Raw genomic sequence first — 24,797 nt, forward strand, 5'->3', positions numbered from 1 at the left:
CGGCGCGCCGGCCGGCGCGCAAAGAAGAGCCAAACGGCCGATTTTAGACCAGTGCGCGGGCTTTTTGGGGCGTGTCGCGGATTTTGGCGCGAGACCGGGCGCGCGGCGCCGGTTTTCCCCGCGGCCCTTAAGCTATTAAAATAACAGGTTGTCTATTGCGCCCGCCATTTGCCGCGGGCCTCTACCCGAATCCATATGAATACCCCCACCCTGCCTGACGGCCAGATGTGGCGCTTGAGCGTGGCGCCCATGATCGATGTGACCGACAGGCACAGCCGCTTCTTTCACCGCCTGCTGGCGCCTCGGGCGCTGCTGTTCACCGAGATGATCACCACCGGTGCGCTGATGCACGGCGACCAGGCCCGCCACCTGGACTTCGACCCGGCCGAGCATCCCGTGGCCCTGCAACTGGGCGGCAGCGATCCGCAGGCGCTGGCCGCCAGCGCCCGGCTGGGCGAACAATGGGGCTACGACGAGATCAACCTGAATTGCGGCTGCCCTTCAGAGCGCGTCCAGAAGGGGGCGTTCGGCGCCTGCCTGATGGCTGAACCGCACTTGGTCGCCGATTGCGTCAAGGCCATGCAGGACGCGGTTTCCGTACCGGTCACGGTCAAGCACCGGCTGGGCCTGGACTACAGCGAATCCTATGATTTCGTGCGCGATTTCGTGGGCATACTGTTCGAGGCCGGCTGTCGCGTGTTCACCGTGCATGCGCGCAATGCGGTGCTCAAGGGCCTGTCCCCCAAGGACAACCGCGAGATTCCTCCCTTGCGCTACGACGCGGCCCGTCAGCTCAAGGCCGATTTCCCGCAGGCGCGGTTCGTGCTCAACGGAGGCATCGTCCAGGCCGACCAGGCCGTGGAGCTGGAGCAGCAGTTCGATGGCGTCATGCTGGGCCGCGCCGCCTGGCATACGCCCGGCGTGCTCACCGACATCCATCGCCGCTTGTGGCCGTCCGAGGCCATCCCGGACGAGGACAGCGTCATCGAACGCATGCAGGCCTATGCCGCCGCGCAGGTGCGGGCGGGCGTGCCGCTGCGCATCGTGGTCAAGAGCCTGCTGGGCTGGCCGCACGGCAAAAAGGGCGCGCGCCAGTGGCGCCGCACCCTGACCGATCCCGCCTTGCTGGCCGGAAACGACGCAGGCCTGCTCGCGCAGGCCTGGCAGGAGCTCAAGCGCCAGAACGGCGCCTGAGAGCGGCAGGATCAGTTGGCCCCGGCCGATTCGGAGTCGGTGGGCCAGTCGCGGATGTAGGCTTTGAGCATCTTGTTCTCGAATTGCTGGGCGTGCACGATGGCGCGCGCCATGTCGTAGAAGGAGATGACGCCCATCAGCGTGGGGCCGTCCATGACCGGCATGTAGCGCGCGTGGTTGTCCAGCATCAGGCGCTGTACTTCATCGGCGCTGGTGTTGGGCGTGACGCTGACCGGCGCGTCGTCCATGATGCTGCGCACCGTGAAGCCCGAGGCCTTGTCGCCATGCGCGTGCCAGTGGCGGATGATTTCGCGGAAGGTCAGCATGCCGACCAACTGGCCGTGCTCCATGATGACCAGCGAGCCTATGTCCAGCTCGCTCATGCTCTGCACGGCTTTTTCGACGGTCATGTCGGGGGTGCCGGTATAAAGCGTGTCACCTTTGACACGCAGGATTTCACTGACTTTTAGCATGCTGGGTCTCCTGGCGGATATCGGAATTCTGTGGGGCTGGGCAGGCTGCAAGTACGCCGTCGGGCGATTCAAACAGGTTTTCCAGATTGGACATTCGCTGGTCGAAGAAGTGGGATAGATAGTTCAGTACATATTCTAGCGGACCCTCGTGGGCATGGGAGCGGTCCAGCAGAAATGTCGTTATCAGCGTATTCAGGCTGACCTGGCGCAAATCGCTGCTAAGCACCCAGACTTCGTCCTCGTTCTGAAGCGTGTCGGCGATCAGGCCCATGTCCTTGAGCTTGCACATGACCTGGTTCAGCTCGTCCGGGTCCCGTTCCAGCCGCAGGCTGAGCGAGCTGATGCTCAGCCCGGGCAGGGGGTCGAGGCGGTTCAGCCAGAGCTGGTGCAGGATGTTCACCGCGTCGGTAAAGGCGATGCCCGGCACGTCGAGCTTGACCCAGTTGCGCCGCCGCCAGTCGGGCAGGATGGCGACCATGGAGGCGCCCAGCAGCACGATCAGCCAGGATATGTAGATCCACAGCAGGAAGATGGGCAAGGTGGCGAAGGCGCCGTAAATGATGGTGTAGGTCGGGAAACGCGTGAGGTAGAAGGCGAAGCCCGCCTTCATGACTTCAAGGGCGGCGGCGGTCGCCACCCCGCCCACCAGCGCATCGCGCCACCAGACGCGGCGGTTGGGCACGTACATGAAGAGCGCCGTGAAGCCCAGCGCGCTGAACAGGAAGGGAACATAGGACAGGGCGAAGGATACGATGCCGGACAGATCGCCGATATAGCCCAGGGATTCGCGCGCCAGCACGGCGGTGGCCCACAGGCTGGCGCCGGTCAGGATGGGGCCCAGCGAGATGATGGCCCAGTAGACCAGCAGGCGCTGGCCCAGCGGCCGCTTGACGTGAACCTGGAAGATGTCGTTGAAGGTCTCGTCTATGGTCATGATCAGCATGATGGACGTGACGATCAGGAACAGGCTGCCCACGGCGGTCAGGCCCGAGGCCTTGGCGGCGAACTGGTTCAGGTACAGCATCGCGTTTTCCGACACCACTTCCGGCATCAGGTTGCGGGTCAGAAAGCCTTCCAGGGCCTGCTCGAACTCCTGGAACAGCGGAAAAGCCGTGAACAGGGCCAGCACGACGGTCAGCATGGGCACCAGGGCGAGAATGGTGGTGTAGGTCAGGCTGGAGGCCACCTTCATCAGGTCTTTCTCGGCCACGCGCTTGAACACGAAGCGCACGATGTCCAGCAGGTGCGCCAGGCCTTTGCGCGGCGGCGCGGACGTGGGCTGGGCAGTCGGGTTGGCGGCAGTGTGCGGGGAATTGGCGTCGCTGGACGGCACAGGGAGCATGTAGGATTCCTCGTCGTTTTTTCAGGGCATGTTTCGTGCGCCGGGCGCTGCTTTTTCGACATGGTTTCAGGTGATAATAACAGCATGCATGCACCATTGAACCCCATACTTCATCGCGTGGCCGCCTCGGCGCTGGTCGCCCTCATCGTCCTTTGCCTGGCCTGGGAGCTGCATTTCGCGCCCCTCAAGCCCGGCGGATCCTGGCTGGTGCTCAAGGTCGTGCCCTTGCTGTTTCCGCTGCGCGGCGTGCTCAAGGGCAATCTGTATACCTTGCAGTGGACCTCCATGATGATCCTGCTGTATTTTGCCGAGGGCGTGGTGCGGGCCTGGTCCGATCCCGTGGCCACCGTCCTGCCCTGGGCGCTGGGCGAGATCGTTCTGACGCTCATTTTCTACTTCTGCGCCATCTTCTACCTGTGGCCGGCCAAGAAGGCCGCCAAGCAGCGCGCCAAGGCCGAAAAAAACGCCCGGTCGGCATAACGAACGTGTTCATGATCTAAGGAGGACTCATGTCCAGCTTGTTCGACGGCCTGACCATACGCCATACCTACGCGGATCTGCCGTCCGCCTTCCATACCGCCGTGCCGCCCCAGCCGCTGGTCAATGCGCGCCTGCTGCATGTCAACGAGCCCCTGGCGGCCCAGTTGGGGCTGGATACGGCGCGCCTGCACGAGCCCGAGTTCCTGGACGTGGTTGCGGGCCGGCAGCCCCTGCCTGGCGGGCGGACGGTGTCGGCGGTCTACAGCGGCCATCAGTTCGGCATCTGGGCCGGCCAGCTCGGTGATGGCCGCGCGCATCTGCTGGGCCAGATCGACACGGCCGACGGCCCCCAGGAGTTGCAGCTCAAGGGCGCGGGCAAGACGCCGTATTCGCGCATGGGAGACGGCCGCGCGGTGTTGCGCTCGAGCGTGCGCGAATACCTGGCCGGCGAGGCCATGGCCGGCCTGGGCATCGCCACCAGCCGGGCCCTGGCGCTGGTCACTTCCGACACTCCCGTGTATCGGGAAACCGTGGAGACGGGCGCCATCGTGACGCGCGTGGCGCCCAGCTTCGTGCGCTTCGGCTCCTTCGAGCACTGGTCGCACGATGCCGAGCGCCTGCGCATCCTGCTGGACTACGTGCTGCGCGAGTTCTACCCCGAACTGCGCCGGGAGTCCGACAGCGAACAGCAGCGCGTCTGCCGTTTTCTGGAAGAAGTGGCGCGGCGCAGCGCCGAGATGGTGGCGGACTGGCAGACGGTGGGCTTCTGCCACGGCGTCATGAACACCGACAATATGTCCATCCTGGGCCTGACCATAGACTACGGCCCCTACGGATTCATGGATCGTTTCCGCGTCAACCATGTGTGCAATCACAGCGATACGCAAGGGCGCTACGCCTGGAACATGCAGCCGTCCATCGTGCACTGGAACCTGTATCGCCTGGCCAGCGCCTTCCTGTCGCTGGACCTTGAGGCCGACGCCCTGAAGGAAAGCCTGCAGACCTTCGAGGGCCACTTCCTCAAGCGCTATCACGCCAATCTGCAGGCCAAGTTCGGCCTGCGCACCTGGACCGAGGAGGACGCCGGGCTGGCGGATGACTGGTGGCGGCTGCTGCACGTCAGCGGCGCGGACTTCACCCTGTCCTTCCGGGCCCTGGCTCCGGCGCCCGCCATACCCGATGCTTTCCTGGACTTGTTCGAGCACTCCGAACAGGCCTCGTCCTGGCTGCAACGCTATCGGCAGCGCCTGGCCCAGGATGGATCGGACACGCCGCAGCGCGCCGCCGCCATGAATCGCGTCAATCCGCTCTATGTGCTGCGCAATTACCTGGCCGAGCAGGCCATACGGGCCGCGGCGCAGGACGACGCCGCCGAGATCGAAACCTTGCTGACGCTGCTGCGCGACCCTTATACCGAGCGCGCGGGGTACGAGGCCTACGCCGCCGTGCCGCCCGACTGGGGCTGCCGGCTGGAGGTCAGCTGCTCGTCCTGACCGGGCGGCCTATGGCGGGGATACGGTCGCGCGCATGTCCGGCGCGGTGAACAATGCCATAATCCAGTCTGTCCTTTCTTCATTTTTTCGCATTTCTTCGCAACGAAACCACGTATGTCCGGCAATACACTAGGCAAAAGCTTCTGCGTCACCAATTATGGTGAATCCCACGGACCGGCCATTGGCGCGGTCATCGACGGCTGCCCGCCCGGCCTGGAACTGTCCGAGCAGGACATCCAGGTCGAGCTGGACCGCCGCCGGCCCGGGACCTCCCGGCACGTCACGCAGCGCCGCGAGCCTGACCAGGTCGAGATCCTGTCCGGCCTCTACGAGGGCCGCACCACGGGCACGCCCATCAGCCTGCTGATCCGCAACACCGATGCGCGCAGCAAGGATTATGGCAACCTGCTGGATACCTTCCGCCCCGGGCACGCCGACTACACCTATTGGAAAAAATTCGAGAACCGTGATCCGCGCGGGGGCGGCCGATCCTCGGCGCGCCTGACCGCGCCCACGGTGGCGGCCGGCGCCATCGCCAAGAAGTGGCTGGGGCAGCATTTCGGCATCCAGATCCGCGGCTACATGAGCCAGCTCGGCCCCTTGCAGATCCCGTTCAAGACCTGGGACAGCGTCAGCCAGAATCCCTTCTATGCGCCCGACCCCGACATGGTGCCGGAACTGGAAGCCTATATGGAAGAACTGCGCAAGGAAGGCGACTCCATCGGCGCGCGCATCGAAGTGGTGGCCGAAGGCGTGCCGGCCGGCTGGGGAGAACCCATCTACGACCGCCTGGACGCGGATATCGCCCATGCCATGATGGGCCTGAACGCCGTTAAGGGCGTGTCCATCGGCGCGGGCTTCGAAAGCATCGTGCAAAAAGGTTCCGAGCACGGCGACGCTCTCTACCCGGACGGCTTCAAGACCAATCACGCCGGCGGCATCCTGGGCGGCATTTCTTCCGGCCAGGCCATCACCGTGTCGCTCGCGATCAAGCCCACCTCCAGCATTCGTACCATGCGGCCCTCCGTCACCCGCGCCGGCGATCCGGTGGAGGTGCAGACGCTGGGCCGCCACGATCCCTGCGTGGGAATACGCGCCACGCCCATTGCCGAGGCCCTGCTGGCCATTGTCCTGATGGATCATTGCCTGCGCCATCAGGCGCAATGCTCCATCCGGACCTGATCCGCAAGCCGGGCGTACGTTCCTTACTTCTTCAACAGCCTGTGGAGTCGCTCATGAAACGTTCAGTCTTTGGCAAACGATTCGCCGCCGGCGCGCTGGCGCTGGCGCTGGCGGGCTGTGCCGCCGTCCAGACCACATCCAGCGGGAATGTGGGCGTGGAGCGCAAGCAATACATGTCGGGCCTGGTTTCGGAGGCCGAGCTCAATCAGGCGGCGGCACAGAACTACGCTCAGGTGCTGAGCCAGGCGCGGGCGCAGGGCGCGCTGGATACGGATGCGGCGCAGACCCGGCGGGTGCGCGCCATCGCCCAGCGCCTCATCGCCCAGGTCGGCGCCTTCCGGCCCGATGCCGCGGGCTGGAACTGGGAAGTGCACGTCATAGCCCAGGACGAGGTCAACGCCTGGTGCATGCCCGGCGGCAAGATTGCGGTCTACACCGGCCTGATCAAGCGCATCCAGCCCACGGACGCCGAACTGGCCGCCATCATCGGGCACGAGATGGCGCATGCCTTGCGCGAGCATTCGCGCGAGCAGGTGTCGCAGAAGATGGCTACCTCCATCGGTCTGTCGGTGCTCACGGCCATCACCGGCGTGCAGTCCGTCAGCGACCTGGGCAGCTCGCTCAGCGAAGTCATGTTCGAATTGCCCAACAGCCGCACGCACGAGACCGAGGCCGATCTGATCGGAGTCGAATTGGCCGCACGCGCCGGCTACGACCCGCGCGCCGCGGTCACGCTGTGGCAGAAGATGGCGGCGCTGGAGCAGGGCAGGGGGCAGCCGGAGTTCCTGTCCACCCACCCCTCGTCCTCGACCCGCATCGCCGACCTGCAGGCCATTTCCGAGCGTTTCATGCCGCTCTACGAGCAAGCGCGGCGTTAGACGGCTTTTCCCAGGCGCCTCGACCGGCCGGATGCCTGCAAGGCGCCCGGTTTTCTATGCCCGCGCAAGTTCAGGCTGGTACTTTCAATACTAGGATGGCAACTGGTCTTGTCCCAGTTACTGCGCCTGTCATAATGACGTAAATCACAGCAAGCGGCCCGGCTTTTTCCGGGCTCCTGTCCCAACCGGATGTTGAGAACGCAATGGCCAAGACCTTATACGATAAGTTGTTCGACGAACATGTCGTGCACCAGGAAACAGACGGCACCTGTCTGATCTATATCGATCGCCACCTGCTGCACGAGGTGACCAGCCCGCAGGCCTTCGAGGGCCTGACCATGGCCGGGCGCAAGCCCTGGCGCATCAGCGCCAACCTGGCCGTGGCCGACCATAACGTGCCCACCACCTCGCGTCAGAACGGCATCGAAGACCCGATCTCGCGCCTGCAGGTGGATACGCTGGATGCCAATTGCGAACACTTCGGCATCACCGAATTCCGCATGAACGACGTGCGCCAGGGCATCGTGCACATTGTCGGCCCCGAGCAGGGCGCGACGCTGCCCGGCATGACCGTGGTCTGCGGCGATTCGCCCACCAGCACCCACGGCGCCGTGGGCGCGCTGGCGTTCGGCATCGGCACCTCGGAAGTGGAGCATACCCTGGCCACCCAGACCCTGCTCATGAAGAAAAGCAAGAGCATGCTGGTGCAGGTGGACGGCAAGCTGCCCTTCGGCTGCACGGCCAAGGACCTGATCCTGTACGTGATCGGCCAGATCGGCACGGCCGGCGGCACGGGCTACGCCATCGAGTTCGGCGGCTCGGCCATCCGCGAGCTGAGCATGGAAGGGCGCATGACCATCTGCAACATGGCCATCGAGGCCGGCGCGCGCTCCGGCATGGTCGCGGTCGATGAGCAGACCATCAACTACCTGCGCGGCCGTCCCTATTCGCCCAAGGGTCCGCTGTGGGACCAGGCCGTGGAATACTGGAAGACGCTGCATTCGGACGAGGGCGCCCAGTTCGACCGCGTCGTGCGCATCGACGCCAGCCGGATCATGCCGCAGCTGACCTGGGGCACCTCGCCAGAGATGGTGCTGCCCGTGGACAGCCGCGTGCCCGACCCGGACAAGGAAAAGGACGACGTCAAGCGCAACGGCATGGAGCGCGCCCTGGAATACATGGGCCTGACGCCCAACATGCCCTTGACGGACATCCGCATCGATCGCGTGTTCATCGGTTCCTGTACGAACGCCCGCATCGAGGACCTGCGCGCCGCGGCCGCCGTGGCTCGCGGCCGCAAGGTCGCCGCCAATGTGAAGCAGGCCATGATCGTGCCCAGCTCCGGGCTGGTCAAGCGCCAGGCCGAGCAGGAAGGCCTGGACAAGATCTTCCTGGATGCCGGCTTCGAATGGCGCGAACCGGGCTGCTCCATGTGCCTGGCCATGAACGCCGACCGCCTCGAACCAGGCGAGCGCTGCGCGTCCACGTCCAACCGCAACTTCGAAGGCCGCCAGGGCCAGGGCGGACGCACGCACCTGGTCAGCCCCGCCATGGCCGCTGCCGCCGCCATTGCCGGTCACTTCGTCGATGTGCGCTCGTTCAACTAAGGAGACCTCGCCATGCAAGCTTTCACCACTCATCAAGGCCTGGTCGCTCCCCTGGACCGGGAAAACGTCGACACCGACCTGATCATTCCCAAGCAGTTCCTGAAATCCATCAAGCGTACGGGTTTCGGCCCCAACCTGTTCGACGAGCTGCGCTATCTGGACCATGGCGAACCGGGCATGGACAATTCCAGGCGGCCGCTCAACCCCGATTTCGTGCTGAACCAGGACCGCTACCAGGGCGCCTCCATCCTGCTGGCGCGCCAGAACTTCGGCTGCGGTTCCAGCCGCGAACATGCGCCCTGGGCCCTGATGCAATACGGTTTTCGCGCCATCATCGCGCCGTCTTTCGCCGACATCTTCTTCAACAACAGCTTCAAGAACGGCCTGCTGCCCATCGTGCTCAATGAACTGGACGTGGCTCGCCTGTTCGACGAGGTCAAGGCCTTCCCCGGCTACCAGTTGCGCATCGACCTGGAGCAGCAGCGCGTGATCACGCCGGAAGGCCGCGAATTGCCGTTCGACATCGACGCCTTCCGCAAGCATTGCCTGCTCAACGGCCTGGACGAGATCGGCCTGACTTTGCAGAAGGCCGACCTGATCCGGGAATACGAGTCGCAGCGCCTGGCCCGCCATCCCTGGCTGGTCGGCAATCCGTCCGCCTGAACACGCTCATGACAAAAGCGCTCCGGCCGGCAGGCCGGAGCGCTTTTTCCCTATCCCCCGACTTTTACGCCTGACTTCATCATGACCTACAAGATTGCAGTATTGCCCGGCGACGGCATCGGCCCCGAAATCACGGAACAGGCGCAGCGCGTGCTGTCCGCCGTGGGCCTGGACCTGGACATGACGGTGGCTCCCGTGGGCGGCGCCGCCTACGACCTGCACGGCCATCCCTTGCCGCCCGAAACCCTCAAGCTGGCGCAGCAGTCCGATGCCGTGCTGTTCGGCGCCGTGGGCGACTGGAAATACGATTCGCTGGAACGTCATTTGCGCCCCGAACAGGCCATCCTGGGCCTGCGCAAAGCCATGGGCCTGTTCGCCAACCTGCGTCCGGCCATCCTGTATCCGCAACTGGCCAACGCTTCCACGCTCAAGCCTGAAGTCGTGTCGGGGCTGGACATCCTGATCGTGCGCGAGCTGACCGGCGACATCTATTTCGGCCAGCCGCGCGGCGTGCGCACCGTGCAGGAAGGCGCCTTCGCCGGCGAGCGCCAGGGCTTCGACACCATGCACTACGCCGAAAGCGAAGTGCGCCGCATCGCCCACGTGGGCTTCCAGGCCGCCCGGAAGCGTAACAAGCGCCTGTGCAGCGTGGACAAGTCCAACGTGCTCGAGACCTCGCAGTTCTGGCGCGACATCATGATCGATGTGGCGCGCGAGTATCCCGACGTGGCCCTGAGCCATATGTACGTGGACAATGCCGCCATGCAACTGGTGCGTGCGCCAAAAGAATTCGACGTGATCGTCACAGGCAACCTGTTTGGCGATATCCTATCGGATGAGGCTGCGATGCTGACCGGTTCCATCGGCATGCTGCCTTCGGCATCGCTCAACGCGTCGCAGCAGGGCCTGTACGAGCCCAGCCACGGCTCGGCTCCGGACATCGCCGGCCAGAACAAGGCCAATCCGCTGGCCACGATCCTGTCGGCCGCCATGCTGCTGCGCTATTCGCTCAATGCCGAGGAGCAGGCCAAGCGCATCGAGGCCGCCGTCTCCAGCGTGCTGGAGCAGGGGCTGCGCACCGGCGACATCCATGAAGCAGGCTGCGAACTCGTGTCCACCAGCGCCATGGGCGACGCGGTTCTTCAGGCTTTAAAATAGTATCCTTATAGTTTTTACATTATCGATATCCAGGTGGTATTACCATGACTCAAGCGGTAGGTTTGGTCGGCTGGCGCGGTATGGTGGGCTCCGTGCTCATGCAGCGTATGCGCGACGAAGGCGATTTTTCCCTTTTTCAGCCGGTGTTCTTCTCGACCAGCAACGCCGGCGGCGCAGCTCCCTCGTGGGCTGACGGCGCCGGCCCATTGCAGGACGCTCACGATATTGAAGCGCTCAAGAAGCTGCCCATCATCGTGACCGCTCAGGGCGGGGACTACACAAGCCAGATCTATCCCAAGCTGCGCGCCGCCGGCTGGAACGGCCTGTGGATCGACGCGGCCAGCACGCTGCGCATGGACGAGAATTCCGTCATCGTGCTGGACCCCATCAACCGCAACGTCATCGACGCGGCCCTGGCCAAGGGCGGCAAGCAGTTCATCGGCGGCAACTGCACCGTCAGCTGCATGCTGATGGGCCTGGGCGGCCTGTTCAAGCATGACCTGGTCGAATGGATGACCAGCATGACCTACCAGGCCGCATCGGGCGGCGGCGCCCAGCACATGCGCGAGCTGCTCACCCAGTTCGGCCTGCTGAACCAGTCCGTGGGCGCCTTGCTGGCCGACCCTGCCTCGGCCATCCTGGATATCGACCGCGGCGTGCTGCAGGCGCAGAAGGATCCCTCCCTGCCGCAGAAGAACTTCGGCGTGCCGCTGGGCGGCAGCCTGATCCCCTGGATCGACTCCGACCTGGGCAACGGCATGACGCGCGAGGAATGGAAGGGCGGCGTGGAGACCAACAAGATCCTGGGCCGCACGGCGCAGGACAAGCAGATCCCGATCGACGGCCTGTGCGTGCGCATCGGCGCCATGCGCTGCCACAGCCAGGCGCTGACCATCAAGCTGACCCGCGACGTGCCGCTGGACGAGATCAACGACATCATCGCCCAGGGTTCGAAGTGGGCCAAGGTCATCCCCAACGAGCGCCAGGCCACGATGCAGGAACTGACCCCCGTGGCCGTGACCGGCACGCTGGACATCCCTGTGGGCCGCATGCGCAAGCTGAACATGGGTCCCGAATACCTCAGCGCCTTTACCGTGGGCGACCAGTTGCTGTGGGGCGCGGCCGAGCCGCTGCGTCGCATGCTGCGCATCGCCCTGGGCGAGCTGTAACCATGACAGGCCGCCGGCGCGCACTGCATCTGCTGGGTCCGGCCCTGCTGTCGGCAGGCGTGCTGGCCGGCGCCGATGTCCAGGCCCTGGAGATCGGCCACAGCCGCCTGGTTTCGCGCCCGGACCAGCCCCTGCGGCTGGATGTTGGCATACGGAGCATCACGCCGGCGGAAAGCCTGTCCCTGCAGGCCGCGCCTGCGCCGCTGCCGGCCTGGCGCGGCTGGTGGGGTCCCGCCGGTGGACCTGGCTTCCCTGCAGGTCCGGCTGGAGCGTGACGGCCAAGGCCAGGTGCGCCGCATCGTCCTGTCGTCCGACCAGCCTTTTTCGGGCAAGGTGGCCGATATCCTGCTGCAGATCCGCAGCGACAGTGGCCAGGCCACGCATCAGGTCAGCGTGCTCGCGCCCGCTGCGGTACGCGTGCAAGTTCCTGTGCGGCAGGCGCAGGCCAGACGCGCCGCGCCGATATCCGTCTTGATTCCGGCGGCGCCCGCGGGCGCCGCGTCCGGACACAGCAGCGTGCAGCGCGTGCCGCAGGGCGCCATCCAGGTTCAGTCCGGCGACACGCTGCACGCCCTGGCGCGTCGCTATGCGGTGGACGGGGTCACGGCCTACCAGTGGATGCTGGCCGTCCAGCGCCTGAATCCGGATGCTTTCATCGGCCACAATCTGCATCGCCTGAAGGCGGGGCAATCCCTGCAGGTGCCGGACATGGACCTGATGCTGTCGCTGGACGACGCCCAGGCCCGGCGCCTGTACGTGGACCAGGCCCGCGCCCTGCGTCAGGGCGGCCGGGTGCGCATGGGCCAGGCCGACGCCTCGCAGGGGGCGCTACAGGTCGGCGCCGCGGTCCAAGCCGTTTCCGAACAGGCCCAGGATCGTTTGCGCCTGTCCGCGCCCACTGCGGCCGAGGACCACAAGCAGGCGGTGCAGCACCAGTTGCGCGATACCGGCGAACGGGCGTCGCAACTCGAAGAAAACGTTTCCAATCTCAGCCGCGCCCTGCAATCGCAAGGGGAGGCGGCCAAGGATCTGATCCTGGAGTCGGCCGGCGAACTGGGCCTTGCCGACACCAGCGCGAACACTCCCGCCGTCGTCCCTGAGCAGGGCGGGCAGGCGGGCGCGGCGGCGCCCCTCGCCGCTTCCGGATCCGCTTCCGTCGCACCCGGCCCTGAACAAGGCAAGATGGCCGGCGCAGTCAACAAGGCAAAGAAAACCGTGTCCTGGATACAAGAACACATGCTGGCCGTCATGGCCGTGGTCCTGGCCCTGATCGTGCTGATCGTGACCTGGGTGCTCAAACGGGCCAATTCCGCCAATCAAGACATCGACGATTCCCCGGCTCCCGTCAGCGAGGCCATGGTTCGCGAGAAGCTGGAAAAAATCAATCTGGACCTGGACCAGCCGCCTTCGGACGAGCCTCCCGTCCGTCCGTAAAGGCGGGCCAATGAGCACTCGCATCGCATTGGGCGTCTGCTACGACGGCGCGCCCTGGCTGGGCTGGCAGAGCCAGCCGGGCGGTCGCACGGTGCAGGATGTGCTGGAACAGGCCTTGAGCCGGTTCGCCGCACATCCGGTCAGCACCATTTGCGCCGGGCGCACCGACACCGGCGTGCATGCCCTGAACCAGACCGTGCATCTGGATACGACGGCCGCGCGCAGCCTGGAGTCCTGGGTGCGCGGGGTGAACGCCTTGCTGCCGGAATCCATCGCCGTCCAATGGGCGCGCGAGGTGCCGGACGATTTTCATGCCCGCTTCTCGGCTCAGGGACGCCATTATGTGTATCTGGTACGCCAGCATCGGGTGCGTTCGCCCTTGACGCAGGGCAGGGCGGCCTGGGTGTTCCGGCCGCTCGAGCTGGCCCGCATGCAGGAGGCGGCCGGACATCTATTGGGCGAACATGATTTCAGCGCCTTCCGTTCCTCGGAATGCCAGGCGGCCAGCCCGGTGCGCACGCTGACGCGCGCGCACATCGAGCGGCAGGGGGATTATTTCCTGTTCAGCTTCAGCGCCAACGCCTTCCTGCATCACATGATACGCAACCTGATGGGGGCGTTGATCTATATAGGCCAAGGCCGTCAGCCGCCATCCTGGGCGGCGCAGCTGCTGCAGCAGCGCGACCGGCGCCTGGCCGCGCCCACATTCGAAGCCAGCGGCCTGTATCTGGCCGGGGTGGATTATCCGCCCGCCTTCGGCCTGCCCGCCGCCGACCCCTATGGGCAACTGCGCGAGCTGACCGGTCTGCGCTTTGGACAAACAGGATGAAGCAAGCGATTCAATGTCCTGTTCTAAAGGGTAATTCCTTGGTTCGAGAGCCGTTCGTGCCTGCTTCAATCGTATAAAATGTGAAGCCTTTTCTTTTTGTAAGCATTCCAATCCAATTTTGGGCCGACTACCTTCCGGGTCCAGCCACAAGCTATTCCGGGACGCGACCATATCCTGAGCAAGGCCATGCAATTTTTATTACGTATATCTAGCTTTATCGACCGCATCAATACCGCGGTCGGCAAATCGGTGACCTGGCTGACCCTGATCGTGGTCCTGGTCAGCGCCGTCAACGCTGTGGTGCGCAAGGTGTTCGGGGTCAGCTCGAACGCCTGGCTGGAGCTGCAGTGGTATCTGTTCGGCGCCATCTTCCTGCTGGCGGCCGGCTATACCTTCTTCGTGAACGAGCACGTGCGCGTGGATGCCCTGGCCGAGCGCTTTCCGCCGCGCCTGCAGGTGTGGATCGACGTCATCGGCGTCATCTTCTTCCTCCTGCCCGCCGGCCTGCTGATCTTCTGGCTCTCCATCCCTTTCTTCCAGCAGTCCTACGATCTGCATGAACTGTCCTCGAATACGGGCGGCCTGATACGCTGGCCGGTCAAGCTGCTGATTCCCGTGGGCTTTGCGCTCCTGTGCCTGGCGGGCGTCTCCCACCTGATCAAGTGCATAGGCTTCTTGCGCGGCGCCTGCCCCAATCCGCTCAAGGGCTCGGGCGGCCCCAGCGCCGAAGAACAGCTGGCTGAGGAAATCCGCCAGATGGCGCAGGCCCAGCAAGCTGCAACCCCCGTTTCGAAAGGCCGGTAACGATGGAATTCTTTGTTGATAATCTGGCGCCGATCATGTTCTTCAACTTGATCGCGTTCCTGCTGCTGGGCTTTCCGGTGGCCTTCACCCTGGCCGCGATCGGCATTCTCTACGGCCTGGTGGCCATCGAACTGGGGCTGATGCAGCCCGCCCTGTTCCAGGCATTGCCGCAGCGCGTGTTCGGCATCGTCGAGAACGATACCTTGCTGGCAGTGCCGTTCTTCACGCTCATGGGCTTGATTCTCGAGCGCTCCGGCATGGCCGAGGACCTGCTGGACACCATAGGCCAGTTGTTCGGCCCGCTGCGCGGGGGCCTGGCCATCGCCGTGGTGCTGGTGGGCGCCATGCTGGCGGCCACCACCGGCGTGGTGTCGGCCTCGGTGATCTCCATGGGCCTGATTTCCCTGCCCATCATGTTGCGCTACGGCTATGACCGCAGGCTGGCGACCGGGGTGATCGCGGCCTCCGGCACGCTCTCGCAGATCATCCCGCCTTCCATCGTGCTGATCATCCTGGCCGACCAGCTGGGCCGCTCCATCGGCGACATGTACCGCGGCGCCATGGTGCCCGGCCTGCTGCTCACCGGCGTGTACATCCTGTACATCGTGGCCATGTCCTACATCAAGCCCAAGTCTGCTCCGGCCCTGCCGCCCGAGGCCCGGGTCTACGTGGAGCCGGACGGCAGCCGCGGCCTGACTTCGCTGATCCTGCTGACGCTGCTGGCTTCGGCCGTGGCCTACTTCGGCTCCCAGCACTATTTCGCCACGCACCCCAACATTCCCGTGGACGAGCATATCGTCGTGATGCTCCTGTTGTGGGGCATCACGGCCTGGGTCATCGCCCTGGCCAACAAGCTGCTGCGCCTGAAGCTGCTGTCGCGGATCGCCGAGCGCGTGGTGTTCGTCATGATCCCGCCGCTGTTCTTGATATTTTTGGTCCTGGGCACCATCTTCATCGGCGTGGCCACGCCGACCGAAGGCGGCGCCATGGGCGCGGTGGGAGCCATCATCATGGCCGTCTCGCGCGGGCGCCTGTCCTGGAAGCTGCTGCGCCAGGCTATGGAGTCGACCACGCGCCTGTCCTGCTTCGTGGTCTTCATCCTGGTGGGCTCCACGGTGTTCAGCCTGAGCTTTCGCGGCATCAACGGCGACCTGTGGGTGGAGCACCTGCTCATCGACATGCCCGGCGGCCAATGGGGCTTCCTGATCGTGGTCAGCGTGCTGACTTTCCTGCTGGCCTTCTTCCTGGACTTCTTCGAGCTGGCCTTCATCATCGTGCCCTTGCTGGGTCCGGTGGCCGACAAGATGGGGATAGACCTGATCTGGTTCGGCGTGCTGTTAGCAGTTAATATGCAAACATCCTTTATGCATCCACCATTTGGCTTCGCACTATTTTATTTGCGTTCGGTGGCGCCCAAGGAAGACTATATCGACAAGGTCACCGGCGAACGCATCAGGCGCGTGGCCACCACGGATATCTATTGGGGCTCGGTTCCCTTTATCATTATCCAGTTGCTGATGGTGGCGGCGGTCATGGTCTTCCCCGGCATGGTCACCCACTACAAGCACGGCGAGGTCCTGCTGGACGATTCCCAGATCCAGTTCGGCACCGAATCCACCTATGGTTCGGACAGCTACGGACAGGATCCCGCCGCCGTCTTCCAGTAAGACAGCATCGGTTCAACAACGGGGGCGCCAAGCCCCCGTTTTTCATTCAGGAGCAGCCATGATGCCAGCCCGTACCCGGATCAAGATTTGCGGATTGACCCGGGAGCAGGACATAGACGCCGCCGTCCGGGCGGGCGCCGACGCCCTAGGCTTTGTGTTCTATCCCAAGAGCCCGCGCATGCTCTCCACGGACCAGGCGGCCCGCCTGCGCAGGCGCATCCCCGCCTTCGTGCAGGCTGTCGGCCTGTTCGTGAACGCGCCGGAAGCGTTCGTGCGCGAGATACTGGACCAGGTCCGTCCCGACCTGCTGCAGTTCCATGGGGAAGAAAGCCCGGCGCAATGCCGGCTGTATGGCCACCCCTACATCAAGGCCTTCCGGGCCGGCGCGCCCGGCCTGGATACGGTGGAGGGCCTGTTCCAGGCCTGTCTGGCGTATCCGGACGCCCAGGGCTGGCTGATGGACGGCTATCACGATGCCTACGGCGGCACCGGCACGGCCTTTGACGCCGACCTGATCCATGGGCTGCAGCAAAGGCTTTCGAGCCAGGCGCATCTGCCGCCCCTGATCCTGGCCGGCGGCATGCGGATCGACAACGTCGCGCGACGCGTGGCCCTGCATCGGCCCTACGCCATCGACGTGAGCAGCGGCGTCGAGGATGCGCCGGGCGTCAAGAACGCCGACAAGATCGCGCAGTTCATGCAGGCGCTGGCGCACTCCTGAACCCGGCGGGGAATCTTTCGGGTTTCAGGAAGTCTATCTCTCTTGATCCGGCCCGCCGCGAGCGGGCCCTTCTTTTCCGGTCTTGCCAGGAGCCGTATCCATGCAGAGCATCCAGCTCGTCCCTTCACCTTCGCCACGTCCTTGTTCGCCTTCATGGCGGCGGCCATCGCGGCCTTGTTGCTGGCCGCGTGGCTGGACAGGCGAAGCCGGACGCGCGCGGAATCCGCGCTGTGGCGCGGCATGCTGCTGGGCGTGGTGGCCGGACGCCTGGGCTTTCTCATCCAGCAATGGGATTTTTATCGCCACGCGCCCTTGAGCTGGTTGGATCTGCGCGACGGCGGCTTGATGCTGCCGGCCGCTGTTGCGGCAGCCCTGGCCTACTGGCTGTGGCGCGGGCTGCGCGACAAGGCGATGCTGCCGGCGCTGTCGGGAGGCCTTGCCGTCGGCCTGGCCGCCTTCGCCCTGATCATGAGCTGGGCGGGCACGATGCAGACACAGGAATCCCGGATCTTACCGACGGTGGCCTTGCAACCCTTGCAGGCGCAGACCGATTCCCCGGCGGGGCTGCAGGGCTATCAGGGCAAGCTGACCGTGGTCAACCTGTGGGCCACCTGGTGCCCGCCGTGCCGGCGGGAGATGCCGGCCTTCAAGCAGGTGCAGTCCAGCCGCGACGACGTGCATATCGTCTTTGCCAACCAGGGCGAGGAGGCCGACGTCATCCAGCAGTATCTGGACAAGGAAAAGCTGGAGCTGGCCAATATGTGGCGCGATCCGCAGATGCAACTGGGCCAGGCTGTCCGCAGCCGCGGCCTGCCCACCACCCTGTTCCTGGACGCGCAGGGGCGGCTGCTGGACGTGCGCGCCGGGGAGCTGTCGGCCGCCACGCTGAATGACCGTATCGATCGTTTGATGTAGGAGTTCAGGCTCTGGCTTGCGTCGTCCGATCGGGCAGGAGCCGGCTCGGCATGAAGCCGACGGCACGTTGATGCGCCGTGGCGGTGTCCGGGCGCGCGCCGCCCAGTCCGTTCGCCGGACGCCTCATGCTCAGCGCAATCGTCCCTTTTTCATCCAGAATCGTCAACGCCTGCCGTAGAATTTCGGACTGGGTCGGTCTGGGGCAAAAAAGGTTTTTCGAAGAATCCCGGGGACTGAATTGTCAAGTCGATGCCGAACTGGTTTTTGAAGACGCCGTTCAAGGCGCGGGAAGATCGGACGGGGCTGATGGCTTGCCGGCGCGGCGCGCCGGTGCCCTGGTCGGGACGAGTGGCCGGGCGCGTCGTTAACTCCGGCGGGTTGCTCGCCCCCCAGGCGAGCAACAAGCGCCGCCGTCGAACAGAACGACGCTTGCACCCCGTCCCCGCGCCCCGCCTGCGGCAAGCCATCCGACCCGCCCCGTCCGATCTTCCCGCGCCTTGAACGGCTCAAAATGCCGATGACATCAACCTGGCTATACGCATTCATGCCAAACAGAAAATTCAGCGGATGGCTGATATGTTGTACGGCGTGCGCGGACGTCCCGCCGTTTGGGCCAAAACAACGGTGCCGTTCTCGCGAGGCCGGCCCGCCCCGGCCGGCCTCGCGAGAACCCGAGGTTCTTTCCGCTTGGCCCAAACGGCTCGCCAAACACGGAGGAATCCCCGGAATTCCTCGAAGAAGCAAAAAAAACCGCCCGGCAAGGGGCGGCAAATCAGCACAGGAACGCGGTCGGTCAGGCTTTCTGCAGCACGCCTTCTTCTTGTTCCTCGTGAGGGCGGCGGGCGTAGTGATTGGCGATCACGGCGCAGGCCATGAGCTGAATCTGGTGGAACAGCATGATGGGCAGCAGCGCTGGACCGATGGCGGCGCCGCTGAACAGCACCTGGGCCATGGGCACGCCGGTGGACAGGCTCTTCTTGGAGCCGCAGAACACGATGGTGATCTCGTCTTCCTTGTTGAAGCCGAAGCGGCGCGCCATCCAGGTGGTCAGCGCCAGCACCACGGCCAGCAGCACGATGCAGACCACGGTCAGGATCAGCAGGGACATGGGCGGCACGGCCTGCCACAGCCCGCCGATGACCGAGGCGCTGAACGCGGTGTAGACGACCAGCAGGATGGAGGTCTGGTCCACGTTGCGCAGCCAGGCACGGTTGCGGTCCATCCAGCCGCCGATCCAGGGACGCATCAGGTGGCCGACCACGAAGGGCAGCAGCAGTTGCAGGCTGATCTTCTTGATGGCGTCCAGAGTGGAGGCTGCCGAGCCGGCGTCCGCATCGAGCAGCAGCTTGAGCAGCACGGGCGTGAGCACGATGCCGATCAGGCTGGAGGCCGAGGCGCTGCAGACGGCGGCGGGAATGTTGCCGCGGGCGATGGAGGTGAAGGCGATGGCCGACTGCACGGTTCCGGGCAGGGCGCACAGGTACAGGATGCCCACGAACAAGGGCATGCCCAGCAGCGGCAGCAGCACGGGCTTCAAGACCAGGCCCAGCAGCGGAAACATGACGAAGGTGCAGCCGAACACCAGCAGATGCAGCCGCCAGTGCGTGGCGCCGGCGATGATGGCTTCGCGCGAGAGCTTGGCGCCGTGCATGAAGAACAGCAGGGCGATGGCCAAGCCGGTGATCAGCTCGAAAATGACGGCGCCCTGGCCGTAGGCGGGAAACAGCGTGGCCAGGGCCACGACGCCGATCAGGATCAGGGTGAAATTGTCGAACAGCAGTCTTAGGCGTGACAACATGGCGATTTGAAAGAGTTGCGAAAAGGGACGGTTCACTTTACCGTAGACTTTCGTGGGTGTTTATCGTTAAACGGATATGGAACATCGAAAAGCGGACATTCTGGTGCATTCGGACGCCATTCCGGCAGGGTTGAGGCAATTGCGTTACCTGCCCAGGCCGCTCTACGGCCAGGAACGGGCCTTGCCCAACCAGGCGATTTCACGTCCGCACCGCCACCCCTGGGTGCAGTTTTCCTATGCGCTGACCGGAGTGATCGAGGTGCGCACTGCGACCGGTCGCTTCATGGCGCCGCCGCAGCAGGCCGTGTGGGTGCCGGCCGGCGTGGAGCATGGCGTGCGCTGTTCGCCCGATGCGCAGATACGCAGCCTGTACATCGATGTGCAGGCCTTGCCGCGGCAGCACGAGCAGTGCCGGGTCGTGGCGGTGAACCGGCTGCTGCGGGAACTGATCCGGGAATTCAGCGCCTTGCCGGTGCTCTATGACCGCGAAGGGGAACAGGGCCGACTGGTGCAGGTGCTGCTGGACCGCCTGCTGGCGGCGCCCGAAAGCGGCCTGATCCTGCCCTGGCCGGCGGATCCGCGCTTGCGCCAGGTCTGCCAGCAGTTGCAGGCCCAGCCCGCGCTGGGTTGTACCCTGGAGGAACTGGCCGGGCAGCAGGGCGTGTCGGAGAAAACATTGAGCCGGCTGTTCCGCCAGGAGACCGGGCTGACCTTCCGGGCCTGGCGGCAGCGTCTGCGCATCATGAGCGCCTTGCCCATGCTCGAGCGCCATGAGCGCGTCACCGATGTGGCGCTGGCCTGCGGCTACGACAGCATGTCGGCCTTCGTGGCGGCGTTCCGCGAGCTGATGGGCCAGACGCCCGGCGAGTTCTTCCGCCCGCCGGCCGACGAGGCCGGGCTGTAGGCCCGGACGAAGTTCCACAGCAGCCGGCGCGCTTCGGGCGTGTCCCGCACCTGATCGGCCATGGCCTGCGGGTCCCGTCCCTCGGCCTGCAGCCCCGCTTGATTGCGCAAGATGCAGTAGCGCAGCAGTTCAGCGAAGAATTCCGGGTGGAACTGGGCGGACCATTGCGCCGGGCCGTAGCGCAGGATCTGGTGCGGATCGTGGTCGGAGCCGGCCAGCACCTGGACGCCCGCGGGGATGTCCAGCACGCTCTGCTGGTGGGTGAGCAGGGCGTCAAAGCGTATCGGCAGGCCGGCGAGCATGTCATGTTCGCGGGACTGCGGCCGCAGCGCCACCGGCAGGCAGCCCAGTTCGCGTCCCCGCGGATGGTAGTCCACCACGCCGCCCAGGGCATGCGCCATCAGTTGATGACCGTAGCAGATTCCCAACAGGGGCGTTCCAGCCTGGCGCCGCTCGCGTATCCAGTGCGCCAGCGCTTCGCTCCACCCCAGCCTGTCGGTGACCATGCACCAGGATCCGGTGATGATGACCGGCTCCGTGCAGTCGGCCTCGGGCAGGGCGGGGTCCTCGTCCACCCGCCATATCCGCAGGTTCTCGGACACCGGTTGCAAGGCTTGGCGGAACCAGTCCGCCTGGCTGCCGAAGCGCGCCTTCACGTCGGCGGGCGGATCTCCAGCCTGCAGGATATGCACCGTGCTCATGCCTGGCCCTTGAGCATGCTCCAGGTGGCCATGCCCAGCGCCACCATGATCAGCGAGCCGATCACGTGGATGGCCACGCCGCCCAGGGCCCAGACGTAGCGCTGCTGCAGCATCAGGGTCATGATTTCCGCGGAAAACGTGGAGAAGGTGGTCAGTCCGCCCAGGAAGCCGGTCATGACGAAGACCCGCCAGCCTTCGTGCGCCAGGCCCAGTCCGCTGAAGCCGGCCATGGCGATGCCCATCAGATAGCCGCCGATCAGGTTGGCGAGCAATGTGCCGGGAGGCAGGGTGGGAAAGAGGGTATTGAGGGTCTGGCTGAGCAGCCAGCGCGAGACGGCGCCCAGAGCGCCGCCGACGGCGATGTACAACACGGCAAGAGGCATGAACCGACCTTGATGGATGATGCGGCTGTCAGCGAGCTGTCAGCCGGTCGCGATATATACGATAGAGCTCATGCTCATTATGCGCCCGTATGGTTGAAAACGCGATCTTGTCCAAAGGCCGCGGCCCCATTACCGTAAGAGTACGCACGACAGACGGACGGCCGGACCCCGCCGGCACGCCCGCATCCTCTTGGAGACATCATGGCAAACATCTTTGATCAGGATCTGCCCAGGACGCCCGCCAATTACCGCGCCCTCTCGCCGCTGGATTTCATCGAGCGCAGCGCCAGCGTCTATCCCGACTATCCGGCGGTGGTCTACGGCCCGCGCGAGGGAGGCCTGCGCCTGAGCTGGGCGCAACTGTATGCGCGTACGCGCCAGTTGGCCAGCGCCCTGGACAGGGAAGGCATAGGCAAAGGCGACACGGTGGCGGTGATGCTGCCCAACACGCCCCCCATGGTCGAAGCGCATTTCGGCGTGCCCATGTGCGGCGCCGTGCTCAATACCTTGAACACCCGCCTGGACGCGGCCACCATCGCCTACATGCTGGATCACGGCCAGGCCAAGGCGGTGCTGGTGGACAGCGAGTACGCCCAGGTGATGCAGCAGGCGCTGCAATTGCGTGAAAGCACGGAGCCCATTCTGGTCATCGACGTGGTGGATCCGTACTTCAAGGGGGAGGGCGGACTGATAGGCCGCCAGACCTATGCGGAATTTGTGGACGGCGGCGACGCCGGCTACGAGTGGCAGTTGCCGGCCGACGAATGGGACGCCATCGCGCTCAACTACACCAGCGGCACGACGGGCAAGCCCAAGGGCGTGGTGTACCACCATCGCGGCGCCTGCCTGAACGCCTTGTCCAACATCCTGGAATGGGACATGCCCAAGCATGCCGTCTACCTGTGGACGCTGCCCATGTTCCACTGCAATGGCTGGTGCTTTCCCTGGGTGGTGGCGGCGCGGGCCGGGGTCAACGTCTGCCTGCGCAAGGTGGAAGCCCAGGCCATGGCGCAGGCCATCATCGAGCACGGCGTCACCCATTATTGCGGCGCGCCCATCGTGCACTCCATGCTGGTCAATGCCGACGAGAGCCTGAAGGCGAAGCTGCCGCGCGGCGTGTGCGCCATGGTGGCGGGCGCCGCACCGCCGGCCGCCATGCTAGAAGGCATGGAACGGATGGGCTTTGCGCTGACGCACGTGTACGGCCTGACCGAGACCTACGGCCCGGCGGCCGTCTGCGCCCAGCATGCGCCATGGCAGGACCTGGACATCCAGGAACGCGCGCAGCGCAATGCGCGCCAGGGCGTGCGCTATCACTTGCAGGGAGGCGTGCAGGTGATCGATCCGCAGACCATGCGTCCCGTCCCGCCCGACGGGCAGACCATGGGCGAGATCATGTTTCGCGGCAACATCACCATGAAGGGCTATCTGAAGAACGCCAAGGCGACCGAGGAATCCCTGGCCGGCGGCTGGTTCCACACGGGCGACCTGGCCGTGTGCGAGCCTGACGGCTATGTTCGCATCAAGGACCGCAGCAAGGACATCATCATCTCGGGGGGCGAGAACATCTCGTCCATCGAGATCGAGGACGTGCTCTACCGTCATCCGGCCGTGCAGGCCGCGGCCGTGGTGGCCCGGCCCGACGAGCGCTGGGGCGAGGCCCCTCACGCCTACGTGGAGCTGCGGCCCGGCGCGCAGGCCAGCGCCGAGGAACTGGCCGCGCATTGCCGACAGTATCTGGCGGGCTTTAAAATACCCCGGTATTTCAGCTTCACGGAGCTGCCCAAGACCTCGACGGGTAAAATACAGAAATTCGCCCTGCGCCAGCAGGCCCGCGAGGCGGCCGCGGACTGACCGCGGCGGCCCCCAACGCCCAGGCGGGTCATGGTCCGGCCTGGGGTTCAAACCAAGTACAGGATTCTAGGAATGCCATCTTTTGACGTTGTATCCGAAGTCAACGCCCACGAACTGCGCAATGCAGTCGACCAGGCCAGCCGCGAGCTGGGCACGCGCTTCGACTTCAAGGGTACGGATGCTAAATTCGAACTGGAAGACGAGAACACCATTCTGCAGTCGGCGCCCAGCGTGTTCCAGCTGGAGCAGATGATGCAGATCCTGCGCGGCCGGGTGTCGGCGCGCGGCATCGACGTGCGCTGCCTGGATGCCGAGAAACCGCTGGAGAACGTGGCCGGCGCCCGCCAGAAGGTCAAGGTGCGCCAGGGCCTGGATCAGCCCACCGCCAAGAAGCTGGTGGCCGCCATCAAGGGCGCCAAGCTCAAGGTCGAGGCCCAGATCCAGGGCGACAAGCTGCGCGTCACGGGCAAGAAGCGCGACGATCTGCAGGCGGCCATCGCCCTGCTCAAGCAGACCGACGTCGATCTGCCCCTGCAGTACCAGAACTTCCGCGATTGATTTTTCTCCGGCGGCCCATGGCGGCCGCCGACGCCGTATATGTCTTTACGAGTCGAATTGATGCGCCCGGACGACATCGATCATGTCCTGTTGGCGCAAGCGGACGTCTACGATCCCGACATCCTGGAGGACCGCAGCTTTTACCAGAATCGCCTGGATCTGTCCCCGCACAGTTGCTGGGTTGCGCGCGATACGACCGGCGAGCTGCAGGGCTACCTGATTTCCTATCCCTGGGCCGGCGATCTGCCGCCCGCCCTGGGCCACGCCTTGCCGGCCTTGCCCGAGCATCCGGATCAGTGGTTCATTCATGACTGCGCGGTGTTGCGCCGCGCCCAGGGGCGCGGCGTGGCCGGAGCCCTGTTGCAGGCTGGCCGGCATTATGCCTGGCGCCGCGGCCTGCGGCGCTGCAGCCTGGTGTCCCTGGGCCCGGCGGTGGGCTACTGGGAGCGCCATGGATACCGGCCCGTACAGGGCGTGGCGCCCGAGGTGCTGGCCCGCAAGCTGGCGCAGTACGGCGAGCAGGCCTGCTTCATGGACCGTCCTGTGGAGCCGCCCGCCTGAATCGCAGGCGTCCGGGTCCAAGGGCTTGA

Annotated in this window: 25 protein-coding genes; 20 read left to right on the forward strand and 5 right to left on the reverse strand. The window is 65.1% G+C overall.

Translation table 11 applies throughout. The annotated features are described in order from the left end of the window. Positions 1-195: 195 nt before the first annotated feature. The gene (gene dusA, locus ACWPWO_RS16965) at positions 196-1,194 is read left to right on the forward strand and encodes a tRNA dihydrouridine(20/20a) synthase DusA (RefSeq protein WP_454007590.1); all 999 of its coding nucleotides are present in this window, start codon (positions 196-198) and stop codon (positions 1,192-1,194) included. Between the two features lie 11 nt (positions 1,195-1,205). On the opposite strand, the gene ACWPWO_RS16970 is transcribed toward dusA, so the two are convergent. Both ACWPWO_RS16970 and ACWPWO_RS16975 read right to left on the reverse strand, forming a co-directional pair. Further along, positions 1,206-1,667, reverse strand: a complete 462-nt coding sequence (locus ACWPWO_RS16970) for a CBS domain-containing protein (protein ID WP_394060057.1) — start codon at positions 1,665-1,667, stop codon at positions 1,206-1,208. Next, entirely contained in the window at positions 1,651-3,009 is a 1,359-nt protein-coding gene (locus ACWPWO_RS16975; RefSeq protein ID WP_454007591.1) for a YihY family inner membrane protein, read from the reverse strand. Before ACWPWO_RS16975 ends, ACWPWO_RS16970 begins: the two co-directional genes overlap by 17 nt. Positions 3,010-3,093: 84 nt before the next feature. Here ACWPWO_RS16975 and ACWPWO_RS16980 point away from each other — a divergent pair, with 84 nt between their 5' ends. The 15 genes from ACWPWO_RS16980 to ACWPWO_RS17050 all read left to right on the forward strand — a co-directional run bounded on the left by ACWPWO_RS16980 (position 3,094) and on the right by ACWPWO_RS17050 (position 18,009). Continuing rightward, entirely contained in the window at positions 3,094-3,489 is a 396-nt protein-coding gene (locus tag ACWPWO_RS16980; protein WP_454007592.1) for a DUF2069 domain-containing protein, read from the forward strand. A 29-nt stretch (positions 3,490-3,518) separates the two neighbouring features. Then, a complete protein-coding gene (locus ACWPWO_RS16985; RefSeq protein ID WP_454007593.1) occupies positions 3,519-4,982 on the forward strand; it encodes a protein adenylyltransferase SelO in 1,464 nt (487 codons plus the stop codon). Between the two features lie 114 nt (positions 4,983-5,096). Further along, positions 5,097-6,164: a chorismate synthase gene (gene aroC, locus ACWPWO_RS16990; protein WP_454007594.1), complete on the forward strand. Its 1,068-nt coding sequence runs from the start codon at positions 5,097-5,099 to the stop codon at positions 6,162-6,164. A 53-nt stretch (positions 6,165-6,217) separates the two neighbouring features. Next, entirely contained in the window at positions 6,218-7,042 is an 825-nt protein-coding gene (locus ACWPWO_RS16995; RefSeq protein WP_454007595.1) for a M48 family metallopeptidase, read from the forward strand. A 203-nt stretch (positions 7,043-7,245) separates the two neighbouring features. After that, positions 7,246-8,649, forward strand: coding sequence for a 3-isopropylmalate dehydratase large subunit (gene leuC / locus ACWPWO_RS17000; RefSeq protein WP_454007596.1), 1,404 nt, complete (start codon positions 7,246-7,248; stop codon positions 8,647-8,649). A gap of 12 nt (positions 8,650-8,661) precedes the next feature. Next, a complete protein-coding gene (gene leuD / locus ACWPWO_RS17005; RefSeq protein ID WP_454007597.1) occupies positions 8,662-9,312 on the forward strand; it encodes a 3-isopropylmalate dehydratase small subunit in 651 nt (216 codons plus the stop codon). Positions 9,313-9,393: 81 nt separating this feature from the next. Then, entirely contained in the window at positions 9,394-10,470 is a 1,077-nt protein-coding gene (gene leuB, locus ACWPWO_RS17010; RefSeq protein WP_454007598.1) for a 3-isopropylmalate dehydrogenase, read from the forward strand. Between the two features lie 44 nt (positions 10,471-10,514). Next, on the forward strand, positions 10,515-11,639 hold the full coding sequence (asd, locus tag ACWPWO_RS17015; protein ID WP_454007599.1) for an aspartate-semialdehyde dehydrogenase: 1,125 nt from the start codon (positions 10,515-10,517) through the stop codon (positions 11,637-11,639). A 2-nt stretch (positions 11,640-11,641) separates the two neighbouring features. After that, entirely contained in the window at positions 11,642-11,914 is a 273-nt protein-coding gene (locus tag ACWPWO_RS17020; protein ID WP_454007600.1) for a hypothetical protein, read from the forward strand. Beyond that, entirely contained in the window at positions 11,877-13,073 is a 1,197-nt protein-coding gene (locus ACWPWO_RS17025) for a type IV pilus assembly protein FimV (protein WP_454007601.1), read from the forward strand. Before ACWPWO_RS17020 ends, ACWPWO_RS17025 begins: the two co-directional genes overlap by 38 nt. A 10-nt stretch (positions 13,074-13,083) precedes the next feature. Then, entirely contained in the window at positions 13,084-13,902 is an 819-nt protein-coding gene (gene truA, locus ACWPWO_RS17030; RefSeq protein WP_454007602.1) for a tRNA pseudouridine(38-40) synthase TruA, read from the forward strand. Positions 13,903-14,088: 186 nt separating this feature from the next. Next, positions 14,089-14,706 (forward strand): TRAP transporter small permease subunit, encoded by a 618-nt coding sequence (locus ACWPWO_RS17035; protein ID WP_454007603.1) that lies wholly within the window; start codon positions 14,089-14,091, stop codon positions 14,704-14,706. A gap of 2 nt (positions 14,707-14,708) precedes the next feature. Next, positions 14,709-16,373, forward strand: a complete 1,665-nt coding sequence (locus tag ACWPWO_RS17040) for a TRAP transporter large permease (protein WP_454007604.1) — start codon at positions 14,709-14,711, stop codon at positions 16,371-16,373. A gap of 61 nt (positions 16,374-16,434) precedes the next feature. Further along, a complete protein-coding gene (locus ACWPWO_RS17045; protein WP_454007814.1) occupies positions 16,435-17,094 on the forward strand; it encodes a phosphoribosylanthranilate isomerase in 660 nt (219 codons plus the stop codon). Positions 17,095-17,136: 42 nt separating this feature from the next. After that, positions 17,137-18,009, forward strand: a complete 873-nt coding sequence (locus ACWPWO_RS17050) for a redoxin domain-containing protein (protein WP_454007605.1) — start codon at positions 17,137-17,139, stop codon at positions 18,007-18,009. Between the two features lie 793 nt (positions 18,010-18,802). On the opposite strand, the gene ACWPWO_RS17055 is transcribed toward ACWPWO_RS17050, so the two are convergent. Next, positions 18,803-19,807, reverse strand: a complete 1,005-nt coding sequence (locus ACWPWO_RS17055) for a bile acid:sodium symporter family protein (RefSeq protein WP_454007606.1) — start codon at positions 19,805-19,807, stop codon at positions 18,803-18,805. Between the two features lie 76 nt (positions 19,808-19,883). On the opposite strand from ACWPWO_RS17055, the gene ACWPWO_RS17060 reads away from it, so the two are divergent. Beyond that, positions 19,884-20,711 carry an AraC family transcriptional regulator gene (locus ACWPWO_RS17060; protein ID WP_454007607.1) on the forward strand — a complete coding sequence of 276 codons (828 nt, stop codon included), beginning with the start codon at positions 19,884-19,886 and terminating at the stop codon, positions 20,709-20,711. On the opposite strand, the gene ACWPWO_RS17065 is transcribed toward ACWPWO_RS17060, so the two are convergent. Then, a complete protein-coding gene (locus tag ACWPWO_RS17065; protein WP_454007608.1) occupies positions 20,612-21,412 on the reverse strand; it encodes a glutamine amidotransferase in 801 nt (266 codons plus the stop codon). The genes ACWPWO_RS17060 and ACWPWO_RS17065 overlap by 100 nt on opposite strands. Beyond that, positions 21,409-21,795, reverse strand: coding sequence for a fluoride efflux transporter CrcB (gene crcB / locus ACWPWO_RS17070; protein ID WP_394060021.1), 387 nt, complete (start codon positions 21,793-21,795; stop codon positions 21,409-21,411). The genes ACWPWO_RS17065 and crcB overlap by 4 nt, the downstream gene beginning before the upstream one ends. Positions 21,796-21,996: 201 nt before the next feature. Here crcB and ACWPWO_RS17075 point away from each other — a divergent pair, with 201 nt between their 5' ends. The 3 genes from ACWPWO_RS17075 to ACWPWO_RS17085 all read left to right on the forward strand — a co-directional run bounded on the left by ACWPWO_RS17075 (position 21,997) and on the right by ACWPWO_RS17085 (position 24,768). After that, positions 21,997-23,649, forward strand: coding sequence for an acyl-CoA synthetase (locus ACWPWO_RS17075; protein WP_454007609.1), 1,653 nt, complete (start codon positions 21,997-21,999; stop codon positions 23,647-23,649). A gap of 72 nt (positions 23,650-23,721) precedes the next feature. Further along, complete coding sequence (locus ACWPWO_RS17080) at positions 23,722-24,207, forward strand: YajQ family cyclic di-GMP-binding protein (protein WP_454007610.1); 486 nt, start codon at positions 23,722-23,724, stop codon at positions 24,205-24,207. 39 nt (positions 24,208-24,246) lie between these two features. Beyond that, positions 24,247-24,768 carry a GNAT family N-acetyltransferase gene (locus ACWPWO_RS17085; RefSeq protein WP_454007611.1) on the forward strand — a complete coding sequence of 174 codons (522 nt, stop codon included), beginning with the start codon at positions 24,247-24,249 and terminating at the stop codon, positions 24,766-24,768. Positions 24,769-24,797: the final 29 nt, after the last annotated feature.

The organism is Alcaligenes sp. Marseille-Q7550 (assembly GCF_965112015.1).